The organism is Variovorax sp. FW301-JW7, assembly GCF_058788795.1.
On the sequence record NZ_JBYTBC010000003.1, the window covers coordinates 414,665 to 431,312 of the forward strand.

General features: G+C 68.1%; 15 protein-coding genes. 13 read left to right on the top strand and 2 right to left on the bottom strand.

The annotated features are described in order from the left end of the window. The first annotated feature begins 2 nt into the window (after nucleotides 1-2). The 10 genes from AC3WQM_RS10350 (at nucleotide 3) to AC3WQM_RS10395 (ending at nucleotide 11,574) form a co-directional block, all read left to right on the top strand. Nucleotides 3-989 carry a Bug family tripartite tricarboxylate transporter substrate binding protein gene (locus AC3WQM_RS10350; RefSeq protein ID WP_139701714.1) on the top strand — a complete coding sequence of 329 codons (987 nt, stop codon included), beginning with the start codon at nucleotides 3-5 and terminating at the stop codon, nucleotides 987-989. 32 nt (nucleotides 990-1,021) lie between these two features. Further along, on the top strand, nucleotides 1,022-2,191 hold the full coding sequence (locus AC3WQM_RS10355; protein ID WP_492678487.1) for an FAD-dependent monooxygenase: 1,170 nt from the start codon (nucleotides 1,022-1,024) through the stop codon (nucleotides 2,189-2,191). 30 nt (nucleotides 2,192-2,221) lie between these two features. Further along, nucleotides 2,222-2,443, top strand: a complete 222-nt coding sequence (locus AC3WQM_RS10360) for a recombinase-like helix-turn-helix domain-containing protein (RefSeq protein ID WP_062474598.1) — start codon at nucleotides 2,222-2,224, stop codon at nucleotides 2,441-2,443. An 11-nt stretch (nucleotides 2,444-2,454) separates the two neighbouring features. Next, entirely contained in the window at nucleotides 2,455-3,498 is a 1,044-nt protein-coding gene (locus tag AC3WQM_RS10365; protein ID WP_492678489.1) for a Rieske 2Fe-2S domain-containing protein, read from the top strand. 31 nt (nucleotides 3,499-3,529) lie between these two features. Then, nucleotides 3,530-4,498 (top strand): PDR/VanB family oxidoreductase, encoded by a 969-nt coding sequence (locus AC3WQM_RS10370; protein ID WP_492678491.1) that lies wholly within the window; start codon nucleotides 3,530-3,532, stop codon nucleotides 4,496-4,498. Nucleotides 4,499-4,556: 58 nt separating this feature from the next. Further along, nucleotides 4,557-5,663 (top strand): porin, encoded by a 1,107-nt coding sequence (locus tag AC3WQM_RS10375; RefSeq protein WP_492678493.1) that lies wholly within the window; start codon nucleotides 4,557-4,559, stop codon nucleotides 5,661-5,663. Nucleotides 5,664-5,678: 15 nt separating this feature from the next. Next, nucleotides 5,679-6,836 (top strand): alpha/beta hydrolase family protein, encoded by a 1,158-nt coding sequence (locus tag AC3WQM_RS10380; RefSeq protein ID WP_492678495.1) that lies wholly within the window; start codon nucleotides 5,679-5,681, stop codon nucleotides 6,834-6,836. A 41-nt stretch (nucleotides 6,837-6,877) separates the two neighbouring features. Beyond that, a complete protein-coding gene (locus AC3WQM_RS10385) occupies nucleotides 6,878-8,194 on the top strand; it encodes an MFS transporter (protein ID WP_492678497.1) in 1,317 nt (438 codons plus the stop codon). Between the two features lie 656 nt (nucleotides 8,195-8,850). Then, entirely contained in the window at nucleotides 8,851-11,085 is a 2,235-nt protein-coding gene (locus AC3WQM_RS10390) for a M1 family metallopeptidase (RefSeq protein WP_492678499.1), read from the top strand. A gap of 81 nt (nucleotides 11,086-11,166) precedes the next feature. Further along, nucleotides 11,167-11,574 carry a hypothetical protein gene (locus AC3WQM_RS10395; RefSeq protein ID WP_492678501.1) on the top strand — a complete coding sequence of 136 codons (408 nt, stop codon included), beginning with the start codon at nucleotides 11,167-11,169 and terminating at the stop codon, nucleotides 11,572-11,574. 43 nt (nucleotides 11,575-11,617) lie between these two features. Here AC3WQM_RS10395 and AC3WQM_RS10400 read toward each other — a convergent pair whose 3' ends face one another. After that, nucleotides 11,618-12,352: a transporter substrate-binding domain-containing protein gene (locus AC3WQM_RS10400; RefSeq protein ID WP_492678503.1), complete on the bottom strand. Its 735-nt coding sequence runs from the start codon at nucleotides 12,350-12,352 to the stop codon at nucleotides 11,618-11,620. Between the two features lie 71 nt (nucleotides 12,353-12,423). After that, nucleotides 12,424-13,233 carry a substrate-binding domain-containing protein gene (locus AC3WQM_RS10405; RefSeq protein ID WP_492678505.1) on the bottom strand — a complete coding sequence of 270 codons (810 nt, stop codon included), beginning with the start codon at nucleotides 13,231-13,233 and terminating at the stop codon, nucleotides 12,424-12,426. Nucleotides 13,234-13,497: 264 nt separating this feature from the next. On the opposite strand from AC3WQM_RS10405, the gene AC3WQM_RS10410 reads away from it, so the two are divergent. From AC3WQM_RS10410 to AC3WQM_RS10420, 3 genes are read left to right on the top strand one after another with little or no spacing between them, the layout of a single operon-like run. Continuing rightward, the gene (locus AC3WQM_RS10410) at nucleotides 13,498-14,184 is read left to right on the top strand and encodes a CC0125/CC1285 family lipoprotein (protein ID WP_492678507.1); all 687 of its coding nucleotides are present in this window, start codon (nucleotides 13,498-13,500) and stop codon (nucleotides 14,182-14,184) included. A 26-nt stretch (nucleotides 14,185-14,210) separates the two neighbouring features. After that, entirely contained in the window at nucleotides 14,211-15,185 is a 975-nt protein-coding gene (locus tag AC3WQM_RS10415; RefSeq protein WP_492678509.1) for a S1C family serine protease, read from the top strand. Continuing rightward, nucleotides 15,182-16,645, top strand: coding sequence for a TonB family protein (locus tag AC3WQM_RS10420; protein WP_492678511.1), 1,464 nt, complete (start codon nucleotides 15,182-15,184; stop codon nucleotides 16,643-16,645). Before AC3WQM_RS10415 ends, AC3WQM_RS10420 begins: the two co-directional genes overlap by 4 nt. Nucleotides 16,646-16,648: the final 3 nt, after the last annotated feature.

The window sequence follows — 16,648 nt, forward strand, 5'->3', positions numbered from 1 at the left end:
TCATGCAACGACGTTTTTCTTTCTCCCTGCTGGCCGCCGCGGCGTTGGCCATCGCCTTGCCCGCGCACGCCCAGAGCGACGCGCACAAGCAGCTGTCGAGCGACCGCTTCACCATCGTCTCGCCGTTCCCGCCCGGCGGCCCGGTCGACACGCTGGCGCGCATCCTGTCCGACGGCCTGGCCAAGCGCTACGGCCAGGCGGCCGTGGTCGAGAACATGGTGGGCGCGGCCGGCAACATCGGCATCGACAAGGTCAAGCGCGCCAAGGGCGACGGCCACACGCTGCTCGTGGTGCCGGCCGGCAACCTCACGATCAACCCGACGCTGATGCCGAACTTCCCGTTCAACATCGAGAAGGACTTCGTGCCCGTCACCATGCTCGCCAAGGCGCCCAACGTGCTGGTGGCGTCGCCGGCCTCGGGCATCAAGAGCGCGAAGGAACTGGTGGCGATGGCCAAGGCCAAGCCCAACACGCTGTCGTACGCCTCGCCCGGTGTGGGCAGCGGCCTGCACCTGGCGGGCGAGCTGTTCAAGCAGCAGGCCGGCATCGACCTGCTGCACGTGCCCTACAAGGGCACGGCGCCCGCGCTCAACGACGTGCTCGGCGGCTCGGTGCCGCTGATGTTCAGCAACCTGCCCGCGACCATGCCCTTCATCAAGAACGGCAAGCTCATCGCGCTGGGCGTGACCGAGGCCAAGCGCAGCGCCGCCGCGCCCGACATCCCCACGCTGGCGGAGCAGGGCATCCAGGGCGTGGCCGTGACCTCGTGGTACGGCCTCTTGGCCCCCAAGGGCACGCCGCCCGCCGTGGTCGAGCAGCTCGCCAAGGATGCGGCCGAGATGCTGGCCCAGCCCGACGTGCGCGAACGCCTGAAGGCGCAGGGCATGACCGACGCGGCCATGAAGCCCGCCGAGTTCGCTGCCCACATTCGCGATGAGACGGCCGTCTGGGCCCGGATCATCAAGGCTCGCAACATCGTGGCCGAGTGAGCCACCCCCAAGAACAAAGAGAGACACAGACCATGCAGACAAGTGAATCCACCATCGGCATCGTCGGTGCCGGCATCGGCGGCCTGGTCGCCGCCATCGCACTGCGCCGCGCGGGGCACGACGTGGTCGTGTTAGAGCAGGCCAAGCAGTTCGCCCGCGTCGGCGCCGACATCAACCTCACGCCGAACGCCGTGCGCGCACTCGACGGCCTGGGCGTGGGCGACGCCGCCCGTGTGACGGCGGCCCGCCCGTCGCACCGCATCAGCCGCACCTACGACAGCGGCGAAGAAACCTCGCGCCTCGAAATGGCCGACTCGGCCGAGCAGCGCTACGGCGCGCCGCAGCTCACCATCCATCGCGCCGACCTGCTGGCTGCGCTGGCCGACATGTTCCCGGCCGAGCGCGTGGCGCTGGGCAAGCGCGCCGAGACCATTGCGGCTGACAACAACGGCGTGACCCTGTCGTTCAGCGACGGCACCAGCGCCCGCGTGGGGGCACTCATTGGTGCCGACGGCATCCATTCGGGCGTGCGCACCGCGATGTTCGGCGCCGAGAGCCCGCGCTTCACGGGCATCGTCGCCTACCGCGCCGTGGTGCCCGCCGAGCGCGTGGCCGGCGTGCCCAACCTGGGCGCCTTCACCAAGTGGTGGGGCCCGAACCCGCAGAGCCAGATCGTCACCTTCCCGCTGAACCGCGGCAAGGACATCTTCATCTTCGCCACCACGCCGCAGGACACCTGGCACCTCGAATCGTGGACCGCGCCGGGCAGCGTCGACGAGCTGCGCGAGCAGTACGTGGCCTACCACCCCGAGGCGCGCGCGCTGCTCGACGCCTGCGACACGGTGCTGAAGACCGCGCTGTACGAGCGCGACCCTATGCCCGCTTGGGCGCAGGGCCGCATGGCGCTGCTGGGCGATGCCGCGCACCCGATGCTGCCCTTCATGGCGCAGGGCGCCGGCATGGCCATCGAAGACGCCGTGGTGCTGTCGCGCCACCTCGACGGCGTGGCCATGGCCGGCATTCCCGCCGCATTGCAGGCCTACCAGACCGCGCGTATCGAGCGCGCCAGCCAGGTGCAGCTCGGCTCGCGCGGCAACAACTGGCTGCGCGAAGGCGGCAACGCCGACTGGGTGTACGCCTACGACGCCTGGGCCGTGCCGCTGGGCGTGCCGGCACAGGGCGCCGTCGCTGCCGCTGCCTGAAATTTTTCCCCTCGCTTACGGAGGCTCACGATGCAACAAGACCGCTTTCTCCAACCGCACCAGGCGCGCCAGCGCCCCGCGACCACCTACGAAGACCTGCTGGGCGACGTGATCGAACGCGCCTACGCCGACGGCATCCACGACCTGCCGGGCCTGGTGCAACGCCTGAACGACAGCGGCCTGGCCACGCCGGGCGGCCTCGCATGGACCGAGGCGCTGTACCGCAAGGAAATGGCCACGCTGGCCGCCTGAGGAGAACCACCATGACCATCGCCATCCATCCCGTTCCCGCCGATCCGGTCGACCACCTGCTCGAGATCGGCCTGAAAGACCTCTGGTACCCGATCTGCCCGTCGCATTTCATCAAGGAGAACCCCATCTCCCTGCGCCGCCTCGGCCGCAAGATCGCGCTGTGGCGTGACGGCGAAGGCGTGCTGCACGCACTCGAAGACCGCTGCCCGCACCGCGGCGCGCCGTTGTCGCAGGGCGTGATCCTGGGCGACCGGCTCTCGTGCCCGTACCACGGCGTCGAAGTGCGCCACGACGGCGTGGTCACGCGCGTGCCCGGCAGCCCGGGCTGCAAGCTCGAAGGCTCACGCGCCACGCGCCACTTCCATGTGCAGGAGCGCGCGGGCGCCGTGTTCCTCTACAACTCGAAGGAACCGGTCGACGTGCCGCCGCCGCTGGTGCTGCCCGAGCAGCTGACCGACGAGGCCGAGTACTCCAACTTCCTGTGCTACACGGAGTGGAAGGGCGACTACCGCTACGTGCTGGACAACGTGATGGACCCGATGCACGGCACGTACCTGCACAAGCAGTCGCACTCGATGGCCGAGGGCGACTCGAGCGCCAAGTTCGGTGTGCGCCCGACCGACATCGGCTTCGTGTTCGAGAAGGAAGGCCAGCGCAACGTCAACTTCGACTGGACCGAGTGGGCCGACACCGGCATCCACTGGATGCGCCTGGAAATTCCGTACCCGAAGACCGGCGGCCCTGGCGGCAACTTCATCATCATCGGCGCCTTCTCGCCGATGGCCAACGGCATGACCGCCACCTTCTTCTGGCGCGCACGCAAGCTGGCGCCGGGCTGGGAGCGCGACACCTGGCGCTTCCTCTACAAGAACCGCCTCGAGGCGCGCCACTGGCACGTGCTGGAACAAGACCGCGTGATGCTCGAAGAGATGGAAGCCGACGCCAACCAGCACGAGAACCTGTACCAGCACGACCTGGGCATCGTCCGCCTGCGTCGCCACATGCGCAACCTCGCGCAAGCGCAGCTGGCGCAAGCCGAGGCCACCACGGCCTGAACTGCAAGCAAGTAAGCAAGCGAGCATCGCCATGTCTTCTCCCACGCTGAACGCCCTCGTGCACACCATGCGCTACGAGGCCGACGGCATCGTCAGCGTCGAGTTCCGGCCGGCCACGCCGGCGGTGGACTTTCCCGCCTTCGAGGCCGGCTCCCACATCGACCTGCACCTGCCCAACGGGCTGGTGCGCAGCTACTCGCTGTGCAACCCGGCCAGCGACCGCCAGCGCTACGTGGTGGGCGTGCTCAACGACCGCAAGAGCCGCGGCGGCTCGCGCTACGTGCACCAGCAGCTGCGCGTGGGCATGACGCTGCCCATCTCGGCGCCGCGCAACAACTTCAAGCTGGAAGAGGGCGCCGAGCGCTCGGTGCTCGTGGCCGGCGGCATCGGCGTGACGCCCATCTGGTGCATGCTGCAGCGGCTCATCGCCATCGGCCAACCGGTCGAAATCGTGTACTGCGCGCGCACCCGCAAGGAAGCCGCCTTCTGCGACGCCATCGAGGCGCTGGCCACCGAGAAATCGGTGCAGCTCACCTGGCACTTCGACGACGAGAAGGGCGCGCCGCCCGACCTCGCATCGATGCTGGCCGGCAAGGGCGCCACCAGCCACTACTACTGCTGCGGCCCCACGCCGATGCTCGACGCCTTCGAAAAGAGCTGCGAGCAACTGGGTTATGCCAACGCCCACATCGAACGCTTCGCCGCCGTGCATGTGGAGGCGCCCAGCGCCACGCAGACCTGCGTGGTGCAGTGCGCAAAGAGCGGCAAGAGCGTCGAGGTGCCCCCGGGCAAGTCGATTCTCGACAGCCTGATCGACGCTGGCCTCAACCCCGACCACAGCTGCAAGGAAGGCGTCTGCGGCGCCTGCGAAACGGCGGTGCTCGAGGGCGAAGTCGATCACCACGACGGCATCCTCACCAAGATCGAACGTGCGTCCAACAAGACCATGATGATCTGCGTCTCTCGCTGCAAGGGCGAGCGCTTGGTGCTGGACATCTGAACGAGAAGGCCACAACCCCAAAAGACGGCCGAGAGAAGAAAACCAACCGAGACATTCAATGAAAAAGTACTGGATCGCGATGGCTGCGGCCACCGCGGCTGGCGGAGCGCTGGCCCAATCTTCCGTGACGCTGTTCGGCGTCGTCGATGCCTCCGTGGTCTACACGCGCGGCAGCGGCAACGGATCGGCCCACAAGACGCAGCTGGGCAACAGCGGCAACATGTTCAGCCGCCTCGGTTTTCGCGGCACCGAAGACCTCGGCGGCGGCTACTCGGCCAACTTCTGGCTCGAGATGGGCCTGCAGAACGACAGCGGCACGGGCTTTCCGTCGAATTCGAACAACCAGGCCAGCGGCAACGGTACGCCCGGCGTGCTGAGCTTCAACCGCCGCTCGACCGTGAGCCTGGCCGGGCCCTTCGGCGAAGTGCGCCTGGGCCGCGACTACGTGCCCGCCTTCTGGAACACCGCGATCTTCGACCCCTTCGGCACGGGCGGCGGCATCGGCGCCAACCAGATCTACTTCTCGGGCCTGGGCGGCCTGGTGGCGCCCACCGGCACGCGCGCCTCGAACAGCATCGGCTACTTCCTGCCGGCCAGCCTGGGCGGCTTCTACGGCCAGGTGATGTACGCGATGGGCGAGAACGATTCGACCTCGGTGCTGCCCGGCAGCCAGGTGTCGAACAAGCGCGACGGCCAGCACACCGGCGCGCGCTTCGGCTACCAGAGCGGCGGCCTCAATGTGGCCATTGCCACCGGCCGCACGCGCTACGCCGCCGGCGACCTGCGCGTGACCAACCTCGGCGCGTCCTACACCTTCGACGCCGCGCTCATGAACCTCAAGCTCACGAGCGAGCTGTACAAGGAATCGAAGGGCAGCACCGACGCCAAGGGCGTGCTGGTCGGCTTCCAGCTGCCCATCGGGCCGGGCGAGATCAAGGCCTCGTACGCACGCTACAAGCTGGAGCCCCTCAACGCGGTGCGCGAGCCCACGTCGTCGAAGCTGGCCATCGGCTACGTGCACAACCTGTCCAAGCGCACGGCGGTGTACGGCACCATCGCGCGCATCAGCAACAAGAACGGTGCGACGCAGGCCCTGGCCGGCGCCATCACCATGCCCAACCGCGCCTCCAGCGGCGTCGAGTTCGGCATGCGGCACATGTTCTGACGCGAAGGGGCCGGCATGCGCGCAACCCCCGTCTGGCCGCAGGTGCGGCGCCTCGCGGCGCTGGCCGTCGGATCGCTGCTCGTGGCCGGCTGCGCCGGCATGTCGCCGACCGCGCCGCCCGCGCCCGGCCAGCTGCTGCTGGCCAGCCCCGACAAGCTGCACGGCCTGCCCGACGCAGGGCGCAACTGGGTCATGTCGTACGCGTCCACCGCCTTCGACGGCGCCAACGCGGTGGTCGTCGGCCAGGTGGCGCTGCCGCGCACGCCCGCGCCCGCCGGCGGTTATCCGGTGATCGCCTGGGCCAACGGCTCGACCGGGCTCGCGCCCCAGTGCGCGCCTTCGCTGGTCGTGAACCGCGAGCGCGATGCCTACCTCAACGCCTGGGTGCAGCAGGGCTATGCCGTGGTGCGCACCGACTACGCGGGGTGGGGCGCCTTCGGGCCCGTGCCCGACCTGCACAGCCGCAGCAATGCCGAGAACCTGGCCGACGCCGTGGCGGCTGCGCATGCGCTCGACGGCGTGAAGCTGCGCCCCGACTGGATCGCCGTGGGCCACAGCAAGGGCGGCGGCGCCGTGCTGTGGGCCGCCGGCCTGCCGGACCGCAGCGCCGGCCGCTACCCGCTGCGGGCGGCCATCGCCATCGCGCCCACGGGGCCCGGCGTGCTGCGGTTCATGGACAGCGTGATGCGCGGCGAAGCGGTGGCCGTCCCGGCGCTGCCCTTCGTGTCGCTGACCGTGATGAGCGCCAAGGCGATGAACCCGGCCATCGACGTGCAGGCCATGACTTCGCCCGCGCTGCGCCCGCACCTCGACGCGATGAGCTCGGCCTGCCTCTCGGGGCTGTTCGCGATGCCGCCGCTGCCGCCGGGGCCGTACCTGAAGCCCGGCGCGGCGTACGACGCGATGGCCCGGCTGCTGGCCGCGCAGGATGCGTCGTCGCTCACGATGCGGGTGCCTGTGTCGGTCATCCAGGGCGAGAAGGACGAGACGACGGTCACGCCCGACACCACGGCGGCGATGGTGCGCAGCCTGTGTGCGCGCGGCGCGACCGTGCAACTGAAGCAGTACGCCGGACAGACCCATCGGTCGGTCATCGGCGCCTCGCAATCCGACACGTTCGGATTCGCCCGAACGGTCCTCGACGCAGGCAGGCCGGCGAGCGACTGCCCCTGACGCCGCGCCGGCCCCCGTGCAACCCACCTGAGAAGAATCCCATGTCGTCCAAGGCCATGCGCTGGTACGGGGTCGTCACCCTGTTCGTGATCGTCGCGATCTCCTACGTCGACCGCATCAACATCGCGGTGCTGATCACCGATGCGGCGTTTCTGAAGCACGTGGGCATCGACGCCTCCGACCGCGTGAGCCAGGGCCTGCTGGCCACGGCCTTCATGCTGGGCTACGGCATCTCGGCCTTCTTGCTCACGCCGTTCTGCTCGGCGCTGTTCGGCGTGCGGCGCAGCCTGATCTACGGTCTCGTGCTGTGGGGCGTGGTGACCTGGGCCTCGCCGATGTTCCACAGCTACGGCATGCTGCTGGCGTCGCGCGTGCTGCTGGGCGTGTCGGAAGGGCCGCTGTTCTCGCTGGCTTCGTCGTACATCAAGGCGCACTTCCAGAGCCACGAGAACGGCAAGCCGAACGCGCTGGTGAACATGGGCACGGGCCTGGGCCTGGCGGTGGGCTATCCGCTGGTGGGCTACCTGCTCACGCAATTCGAATGGGACAGCTCGTTCCACGTGCTGGGCGTGCTCAACATCGTGCTGGGCATTCCGCTGGTGCTGGCCTTCGTGCGCATGCCCGCGGGACACGGCGACGGCATCAAGCCTTCGTCGCTGGGCGATGCGATGTCGCGCGTGGCGGGCATCGTGAAGGGCGCGTTGCACACACGGCACCTGTTCCTCATCACGCTGCTGACCTCGGCGGCGCTGGCCTACCTCTGGGGCAGCAGCAACTGGCTGCCGACCTACCTGCGCGAGGCGCGCGGCTTCTCGCTGCGCGAGATGGGCTGGATCGCTTCGCTGCCGCAGTACGCCACGGTGCTCGCGGTGTTCACGGGCGGCGTGCTCATCGACAAGCTGGGACGCGACCGCGTGCCCTTCATCTTCATGGGCGCGAGCGCAGGCGTGGCACTGTCGGTGCTGCTGGCCATCAATGCGCGCGACCCGTACATGGCCGCGACCTGCCTCGTGGCGGCGAACTTCTTCTGGGGCCTGCAAAGCCCGGCCATTCCAAGCACCGTGCAGCACTGCTCGCGGCCCGAGCACACGGCCAGTGCCTTCGGCGTGACCAACGGCGTGGGCAGCCTCGTGGCGGGCTTCATGCCGGCGCTGATGGGCGGCGTGATCACCGCGGTGTCGCACGGTGGTGGCGCAGCGCACACAGCGGTCACCGCGGCCTCGTCGGCGGCGGGTTTCTTCGCGGGCTTTGCGCTGCTCATCGGCACGCAGGTCGTCGTGTTCGCGTGTGGCTTTCTGCTGTGGTGGCGCGAGCGCGCGCAACGCACTGCTGCAGTCTCTGGTTCACAGCTTTCGTAGCCTTCGCCGTGGCTTGAACCTTCGTACTGTGGCCGCTTCGTCACAGTGAAGGGCCCGTGTTTTTGTCATCTGCGTGAGCAGGTGTTTCGGCCGCAGAACCATCTTCGTAGTGCATGGCATGCGTCGCGTGCCATGACGCCATTCGGCCTATCGCGCGCGAACAATTGGAGAGAGAAAAGTTCCGCGGATCGTTGAGCTCATTGCATCGATCAGCTACAACTGCGTGCACTTCAACGGACGAGGGAATGCGCGTGAAATCAACCACAAGAGCCGCAGCCAGTCTTGCCGTCGCCATCGCTTTCGCCATGGCCCCGGCCGTTCACCTGACGGGTGAACGCATCGCGTCGATGCACGGGCACTGAGCCCGGCCCGCGACACCCCACCGCGTTCACACGCTCCCCCCCACACCCCGCATCTTGACGGGAATGGCGCCGCTCGCCCCGCGCATTCTGGGACCACCGCAGCACACGCGGTGCGGTCCGGCCTGAGCCTGCGTTCCTGACGAACTGCTTGTTCGCCGGGAGGGCGCTGTGCTGCCCGCATCTCCTGTTGATCTGTCGTTCCACTCATCCCGCGCGCGTCACGCGCATCGCCGGCTATCCGCCGGTGCCTGCGGTGCGGCGCATGTTCCTTACCAAGAGTACCCAGAGGCGATCATGAAATCACTGAATACACCTGTCGTTCATTGCCTGGCCCTCACGGCCGTGACCCTTGCCGCGCTGACGGCCTGTGGCGGCGGCGGAGACAGCGGCGGTGGCGCATCGTTCGGCGGCTCCGGCCTGAATGCGCCGTCGCTGGCCAACGCGCCCGCGGCCGACGGCGGCGACACCACCAAGAAGACCCCCGACGACGGCGTGCCCACCGCACGCGATTCGGCGGCGGCCGCGGTCGATCGTTCGGCCCGGCCGATGGAGCTGCCCGACACGGTCTGGCCCGTGAACTACAAGCTGTGGTTCCGCCCCGATGCGGCGCTCAAGACCTTCGTGGGCCGCGCCGACGTGGAGATCGACGTGCTGCAGCCGGTCGATGCCATCGTCGTCGCCGCACACGACCTCAACTTTGCGCGCGGGCGCACCACGCTGCGCAAGGTGTCCAAGCCGGGCGAGGCGATCCCGCTGATTCCCACGCCGCAGACGCGCGGCGACTTCGTGCAGCTGCGCCTGAACGACGGCCAGATCGCCAAGGGCAAGTACCTGCTGCACATGGAGTGGGACGGCAAGATCCAGTTCTCCGACGCCGAGTACTGCACGCCGGAGGTGATGGCGAAGAACCCGCTGTGCTCGGCCGCGTCGGGCATCTTCAAGGTGGGCCTGTCCACGCCCGAGGGCGTGAGCAGCGATGCCATCGTGACGCAGGGCGAAACCAACTTCGCACGCCAGTGGTTCCCGGGCTGGGACGAGCCGGCCTTCCGCCACACCTTCGAGATCTCGGCCGAGGTGCCGGGCGACTGGAAGACCGTGTCCAACGGCGCGCAGACCGAGGCCGTGAAACTGCCCGACGGCTACCAGCGCGTGGCCTTCGAGAAGACGCCCTCGATGCCGATGTACCTGGCCTTCTTCGGCGGCGGCAAGTTCGACATCCTGGCCGACACCTTCAAGAACCCGCTCGACGGCAGCGACATGGCGCTGCGCTGGTTCACGCCGCCGGGCCGCTCCGACTGGGCCAAGTTCGCGATGGAGTGGACCAAGGTGTCGATGGACTACTACTACAAGTACACCGGCATCCCGCTGCCCTTCAAGAAGTTCGACACCGTGGCCGCCAACGACAGCTACGACAACAAGCCCAACACCGGCTTCGGCGGCATGGAGAACTGGGGCTCCATCTTCGAGTTTGCCGACGCGGTGCTCACCAAGCCCGGCGACAAGCCCACGCTGTACTCGGTGACCGTGGTCACGCACGAGGTGGCGCACCAGTGGTTCGGCGACCTCGTCACGCTCGACTGGTGGGACAACGTGTGGCTCAACGAATCGTTCGCGCGCTGGTTCGAACGGCGCACCACGATCAAGTTCCACCCCGAGTACTACAGCTTCTCCGACTACGTGCTGGACAAGCACAACGTGATCGTGGCCGACCTGAAGCCTTCGGCCGTGCCGGTGCAGCGTAACCTGAACGACGCGGGTTCGTTCGGCTTCATCAGCCCGTCGATCTTCGTCTACAACAAGGGCAGCCACGTGCTGGAGACGATCCAGAACTACATCGGCGAAGAGGCGATGCAGAAGGGCCTGCAGATCTACCTGAAGGACTACGCCTTCGGCAACGTCACGCCCACGCGCCTGTGGACCTCGCTCGAAAAAGCCACCAACAAGAAGGTCAGCGACATCGGCGACAGCCTCATCCGCCAGACGGGCGTGCCGCTGCTCACCGTGGATGCGCAGTGCGCCGGCAACCGCACCTACGTGAACATCACGCAGGAGTCGTTCCCCAACCAGAACCAGTTCCCGGCCTCGACGTGGACCATCCCCGTCACGCTGGCGTACGGCGACGCGATGGAAAGGCGCGAGACCTTCGTGATGTCGAACAACGCCACGCAGGTCGAGCTGCCGGGCTGCACCGCGGTGCTGGCCGGGCCGACGGGGCAGGACTACTACGTGAGCAACTACAGCGCGCAGTCCTGGAGCAACCTGCTGGCCAAGGTGCAGAACTTCGCGGGCAACAAGCCGCTGCTGCTGAACATCGAGCGCGATGCCTTCCGCCTGCTGGGCGTGGGGCGCATCACGCAGGCGCAGTACGACCAGATCAAGGGCGTGCTCAACCTGCCGGCGCCGCTGCTCGCCAAGACGCAGCTGAGCCAGCAGAAGATGGCGGCGGTGGAAGCGGGCGGCAAGGAAGAGTACCCGCACGCGCTGCGCTTCCAGGGCAACCTGACGCTGCGCGAGAACCAGAAGCGTTGAGTCGGAGGGCGCCGAGCCTTCTTTCGTGAACCTCGCATGCGCCGCCCGGCGGCGCATGCGTCACCACTTCATTCGAACCTCATGAAAACTCTTCTGAATTTCTTTTTGGCAGTGGCCTGCGTGTCACTGCTCTCGGCCTGCGGCGCACGCGGCGGGCCCGAGACTGAACTGGTCGGCGTCTACGCCGTCGAACGCAACGGCGTGCTCAAGGAGGTCGTCAAGATCGAGCGCGACGGCGACCGCTACGTCCTGCGCGACAAGGTGCGCACGCCCGAATGGAGCGAACCCAAGATGCAGTTGCAGCCGGTGACGCGCGAGCGCTGGAGCCGCATCACCACCGACACGGAGAACACGTCCTTCGTCGGCATCTCGAGCGACCAGCTCGGCATCTTCAAGGTGCCGCCCGGTTGGCAGAAGAACGGCTTCAAGACCCAGACGGGCTACTTCTTGTTCTATTCGCAGGGGCCGGTGGAGGCGCACAAGCTCTGATCGGCCATCACCACCACGACGCGCCCTGAACAAGAGCGCTTAGTTACGGCGCAACGATCGCGCCTTCGATGCGATGGCGTTTCAACGCATCGGCCACAAAGCCTGATGCCTTCATCTCTTCGACAAAGGAAGAGAGCAGCGCCTGCGCTTCGGCCCCGCGACTGGCCGGCGTCCCCATCGCCTGCTGGATCACCATGAAGCGCCCCGGCAGCACACGCACCCCCGGTGCACGGGCCGCCTCGCCTTCGAGCAGCTGGCGAATGCCCGCCGCCACCTCGACCTGGCCCGCACGCAATGCAGCGAGCGCAGGCCCCGCGCCCTGAAGGCGCACGATCTCGGCCGCCTTGATCTCGCGCGTGAGGAACAGGTCGTAGGCGCTCCCAGAGCCTACCGAGATGCGGTGGCCTTGGGCATCGACCTGCGCGTTGTCTGTCAGCGTCGACGATTCGGGCACGAGGTAGCTGCCCTCGATCAGCACATAAGGCGCCGTGAAGCGCAGCCCTTCGCTGCGCGCCGGATCGACTGCGAAGAAGCCGATGTCGGCCTTCTCGTTCTTCACCGCGTCCACCGAGGCCGCGGCCTTCTCGAACACCACCAGTTCGATGCCCACGCCAAGGCGCCGCGCGAACTCGCGGGCCAGGTCGATCGACACGCTGACCGGCTCGCCCGTGGTGGCGTCCTTGTTGGCCAGGATCGGGTTGCCGAGGTTGATCGAGGCGCGCAGCGTGCCGCTGGGCGCGAAGGCGGTCACGAGGGCGGAAGAGGGCGATGTGGTCATGGCGTCCGTTCGTCGGGAAGGCGGAAGGAGGGGGTGAAGGCCGCCAGTTTACGAGCCGTGAGGCCGCTGCCTCAGCGCGCGGACAGTGGCTCCAGCCCCGTCTTCGCGATGGTCGGTGCTGCCGCCGGCGCGTTGAGGTAGCGGATCAACTGGCGCGCCGCCTCGGGCTGCTTCGACGCCGTGGCCACGCCGGCCGAGAACACCGTCACGCGCTGCACCTCGGCGGGCAGCGGGCCGATGTAGTCGATGCCTTCGATGGGCAGCAGCTCGCTCACCTGTTGCAGGCCGAGGGCCGCGTCGCCGCGCGCCACCACCGTGCCCACGCGCTCGCTGAGGATGCGCTTGCTCTTGGGCTTCACCTGGTCCTCGATGCCCAGTTTCTTGAGCAGCTCGGTTTCGTAGTACGTGCCGCTCGCGCTCGCCGAGTAGGCGATCGACGGCGCCGCGAGCAGCGTGCGCTTGAGCGCATCGACCGTGCCGATGTCCGGCTTGGGCGCGCCCTTGCGCACCGCGAAGCCGATCGACGAACGCACCAGGTCGACCTGGCTGCCCGCCACCACCTGGCCCTGCGCCACCAGCGCATCGAGCGCGGGGCGCGCCAGGATCACGACGTCGGCGGGTTCGTTGCGGCCGAGGCGGCTGGGAATCGAGTCGGTGGCATTGCCCATCGACGCGCCGTAGGCCGTCTTCACGCTGCGCCCGGTGCTGCGCTCGAAGCCGGGGCGCAGCTCGTTGTAGGCGGCGGTGAAGCCGCCGGAGGTCATGACGTGGATGTCGCCTGTCGCGGCAGGTGGGGTGCTGACGCAACCGGCGAGCGCGAAGGAGGCGGCCAGCGCCAGGGCGGCGCGGCGATTGAGGGAGGAAAGGGAAAGGGGCTTCACGATGTCTCCTGGGAAAGAGGTGCGGCAGCGTGGTCGCTGCCTGCCGGAGCCATCCTAGGGTGCGGGGCTGTCAATCAGCCTTCATGGATTTCGGGGTTACTACCGAAGTAAGCATGTCGATCCAGCCGGGTTGCAGGTTCCGTGCAGTTTTGCAACGAGGGCCGAGATTTCTGACACGGGGACATAAAACAAATGGAAGCATTTGTTGTCCTTTGACATCGAACTTTGTATCGTCGTGTTGGATTTCCGTTCAATGAAAAGACGATGAAGCTTCACACACGAATCTCCCTGCGCGCGGTTGGTGCCGTCGCGATCATGGCGGTCACGGGTCTTCTGGGCGCCTGTACGACGGTCTACCAACCGAAGGGCCCGACCGGTGGCTACACCGACACCCGCCTCACCGACAACAGCTACGTCGTCGAGTTCTCCGGCAACGGGAACACGTCGAAGGAAGCGGTCTGGAACTACTGGATCTATCGGTGTGCCGACCTGACGGTGCAAAAGGGGTACGCCTACTTCGCCATGCTGCCGAAGGCGGGGGCCGCGGTCTCGGACGACGAGGCGGACTTTCGCTTCGCCCAGAACGATGCCAACGCGCCCGAGTGGGTCGAACTCAAGGGGGGCGGTGGTGGCGGGACCACCTACATCTACGTGCCCGGCGGTGGAGGAACCATCACCACATGGCACAGCAAGGCCACGATCCTGATGTTCAAGACATCGACGGAGCGCGGCGCGCAGTACTCGCTGCGGGCCAGTGCGGTGATGGAAGCGCTGAAGCCCTTCATCGCCAGTCAGGGGCGCAGCGGCGCGTTGACCACGGAAGAAATCGCCCGGCGCGCCATGGTTTTTCCGGAACCGACGGGACAGGTCCAGCCTGCCGCGCTGCCCTGGTCGGGCGGCAGCGGGGGGCGTGTCGAGCTGAAGGATCTCGACGGCCTGTTGCCGAAGTAGGGCGTTCATTTCTCGCGGAGCTTTCATTGAAGAAAAAGACAACAACAGTCCTGGCCGCGGTGACGGCCCTGGGCGCCTTGCTGCCGGGACTGGCCGCGGCGCTGACGCCCGAGGAGCTTTTCCGCAAGGTCTCGCCGGCCGTATGGGTCGTGATTCCGCGCGACGACCAAGGGCGCTCGCTCGGCAGCGGCAGTGCCGTTGCCGTGAGCCCCGGGCGCCTCATCACGAATTGCCACGTGCTGCGCAAGGCCACATCGATCACCCTGCGGCGCGAACGCGAGGAGTGGCCGGCGCGCCTCGAGTACCCGGACGCGGAGCGCGATCTTTGCCAGCTCAGGGCGGACAACCTGCCGCCAGCCACGCTGAGCATCGCGCCCACGGCCGCCTTGCAGATCGGGCAGAAGGCGTATGCGATCGGCGCGCCGCGCGGCCTGGAGCAGACGCTGAGCGACGGCCTGGTTTCCGCGCTGCGGCGCAATGCCGCGGGCGTGGTGGAGTTCATCCAGGTCACGGCGCCGATCTCTCCCGGCTCCAGCGGCGGTGGGCTCTTCGATGACCAGGGCCGCCTGATCGGCATCACCACCGCTGCCATCGGCGGCACCGCGCAGAACCTGAACTTCGCGCGGCCTGCCCAATGGATCGACGAGGTGCCGGTGCGTGCTCGCGCGGCCGTGGCCGAGTACCGGCGCTCCGAGAAGCCCACCGCGTCGTCGACACCGACGCTGGCGGCTGTGGTGGTCCCGTCGAATCCAACGGTGCAGCCCGTCGTGTCGGCTGCCCCGATGCCGGTGCAGACATCTGCACCGGCGCAAGTCCCGCGCCCGGCAGGCCAGAACGTCCTCGACGCGGAGCGGCTGGCAAGAACGCAGCGTTGCAGCACCGAGCCGCGCGCATCGCTGGTCGGCAAGGACGCCAGCGTGGAGACGTACAGCGTGGACTGTGCGGACGGCTATGCCCTGATCGTGAAGTGCGAAGCCGGCAGTTGCCAGGAGCTGAAGTGACGGCGGCGCCGGTGCATCGCGCCTGCGGCATCAAGAGCCTGGCGCGCGGCGGGATCGTCGCGGCAGGACTGCTGCTGCGCTCTGCGTCCGTCGGCGTGTGGGTGTGGGGAGCCAGCACAGCGCAGGCGCAGACCCTGGCGCAAAACGTCGACTGGGATCGGCTCGATCAGGCGTTCGAGAGCTACTACGCGGCCGGGAAGATCGGCGAGGCGGCCGACATGGGCCGGCGGCTGGTCGATCTGTCGAAGCGGACGCTCCCGCCGTTTCATCCGAGGCAGGCCGCGAGTCTCTGGAAGCTGGGTGCGTTCTACCTGGACACGGGGCAGCCAAGGCTGGCGGAACCGTTGCTGCGACGGGCCCTTGCCATCGCCGAGCACATGGCTGCGCCGCCCGCCGGGGCGATGGCGTCGCTGCTTGCGTCGCTGGCCCGGTTGTGCGCGGTGAGCGGGCGCACCGACGAGGCCGAGCGGCTCTATGCGCGGGCCACCGTGCTGCTGACCCCACCGGCGGAGAAAGACCGGGCCTTGCTGGCCGACGTGCAGTACGGCCAGGGCGTGATGTATGCCGTGCAGGGCCAGCCGGCACGCGCCGAGCCCTTGCTGCAGAAATCGCTAGCGACACGGGAGGCGCTCGCGGGGCCGCAGGGCTCCCTCGAGGTTGCACATGCGCTGCGGGTGCTGGGCATCTCTCGCCGGGCCGCCAAGGACTACGCGGGCTCCGTCGCGTTCCTGGAGCGCGCGCTCGAGATGGTGGAGCGGCAGACCCCGCCCAGCGATGCGTCCCTTGCGCTGACACTGAACGACCTGGCGGCCACCCAGGTGGCGAGCGGGCAGCCCGCCAAGGGCGAGGCGGCCGCGAAGCGGGCGGTGCAGATCCTCAAGGCGCCGACCTCTTCCAACAACGCGGAGCTGGCGCGTGCGCTGTTCACGCTCGGCACCATCCTGGATGCGACGGGCGACCTCGACGGCGCAGAGGCCGCCGCGAACCGGGCGCTCGAACTGCGGCAGATGCTGTACTACCGCACCGATCCCGCCATCGCGGAGTCGCTCGTGCTGTTGAGCGGCATCGAGGAGCGGCGCGGCCGTGCGGAGCGGGCTGCCACGCTACGAGCCCGCCTGCAGCAGGTCAACGAGGCCATCGAGCAGGAGCGCCAGGACCCGGTGGGCAAGGCGCCGAGCTACGCGGCAGCGCCCGAGGTCGTGTACCCCGACGTGGCACGCCGCGAGGGCTACGAAGGCAAGGTGGTGCTGCGCGTGATGGTCGGCGCCGAAGGTGTTCCGGCGTTCGTCACCGTGGTCGAGAGTTCGGGTCACGCGGTGCTCGACGAGGCCGCGACCGAGTCGGTGTTCCGAATGAAGTTCAGTCCCGCGCAAACACGCAGCGGGCGCGCCATGATGGCGCCGATCCAGGTGCCGATCGATTTCCGGCTGAGCCCGGCGAGCGCCGCGGCGGGAGGCTGATCA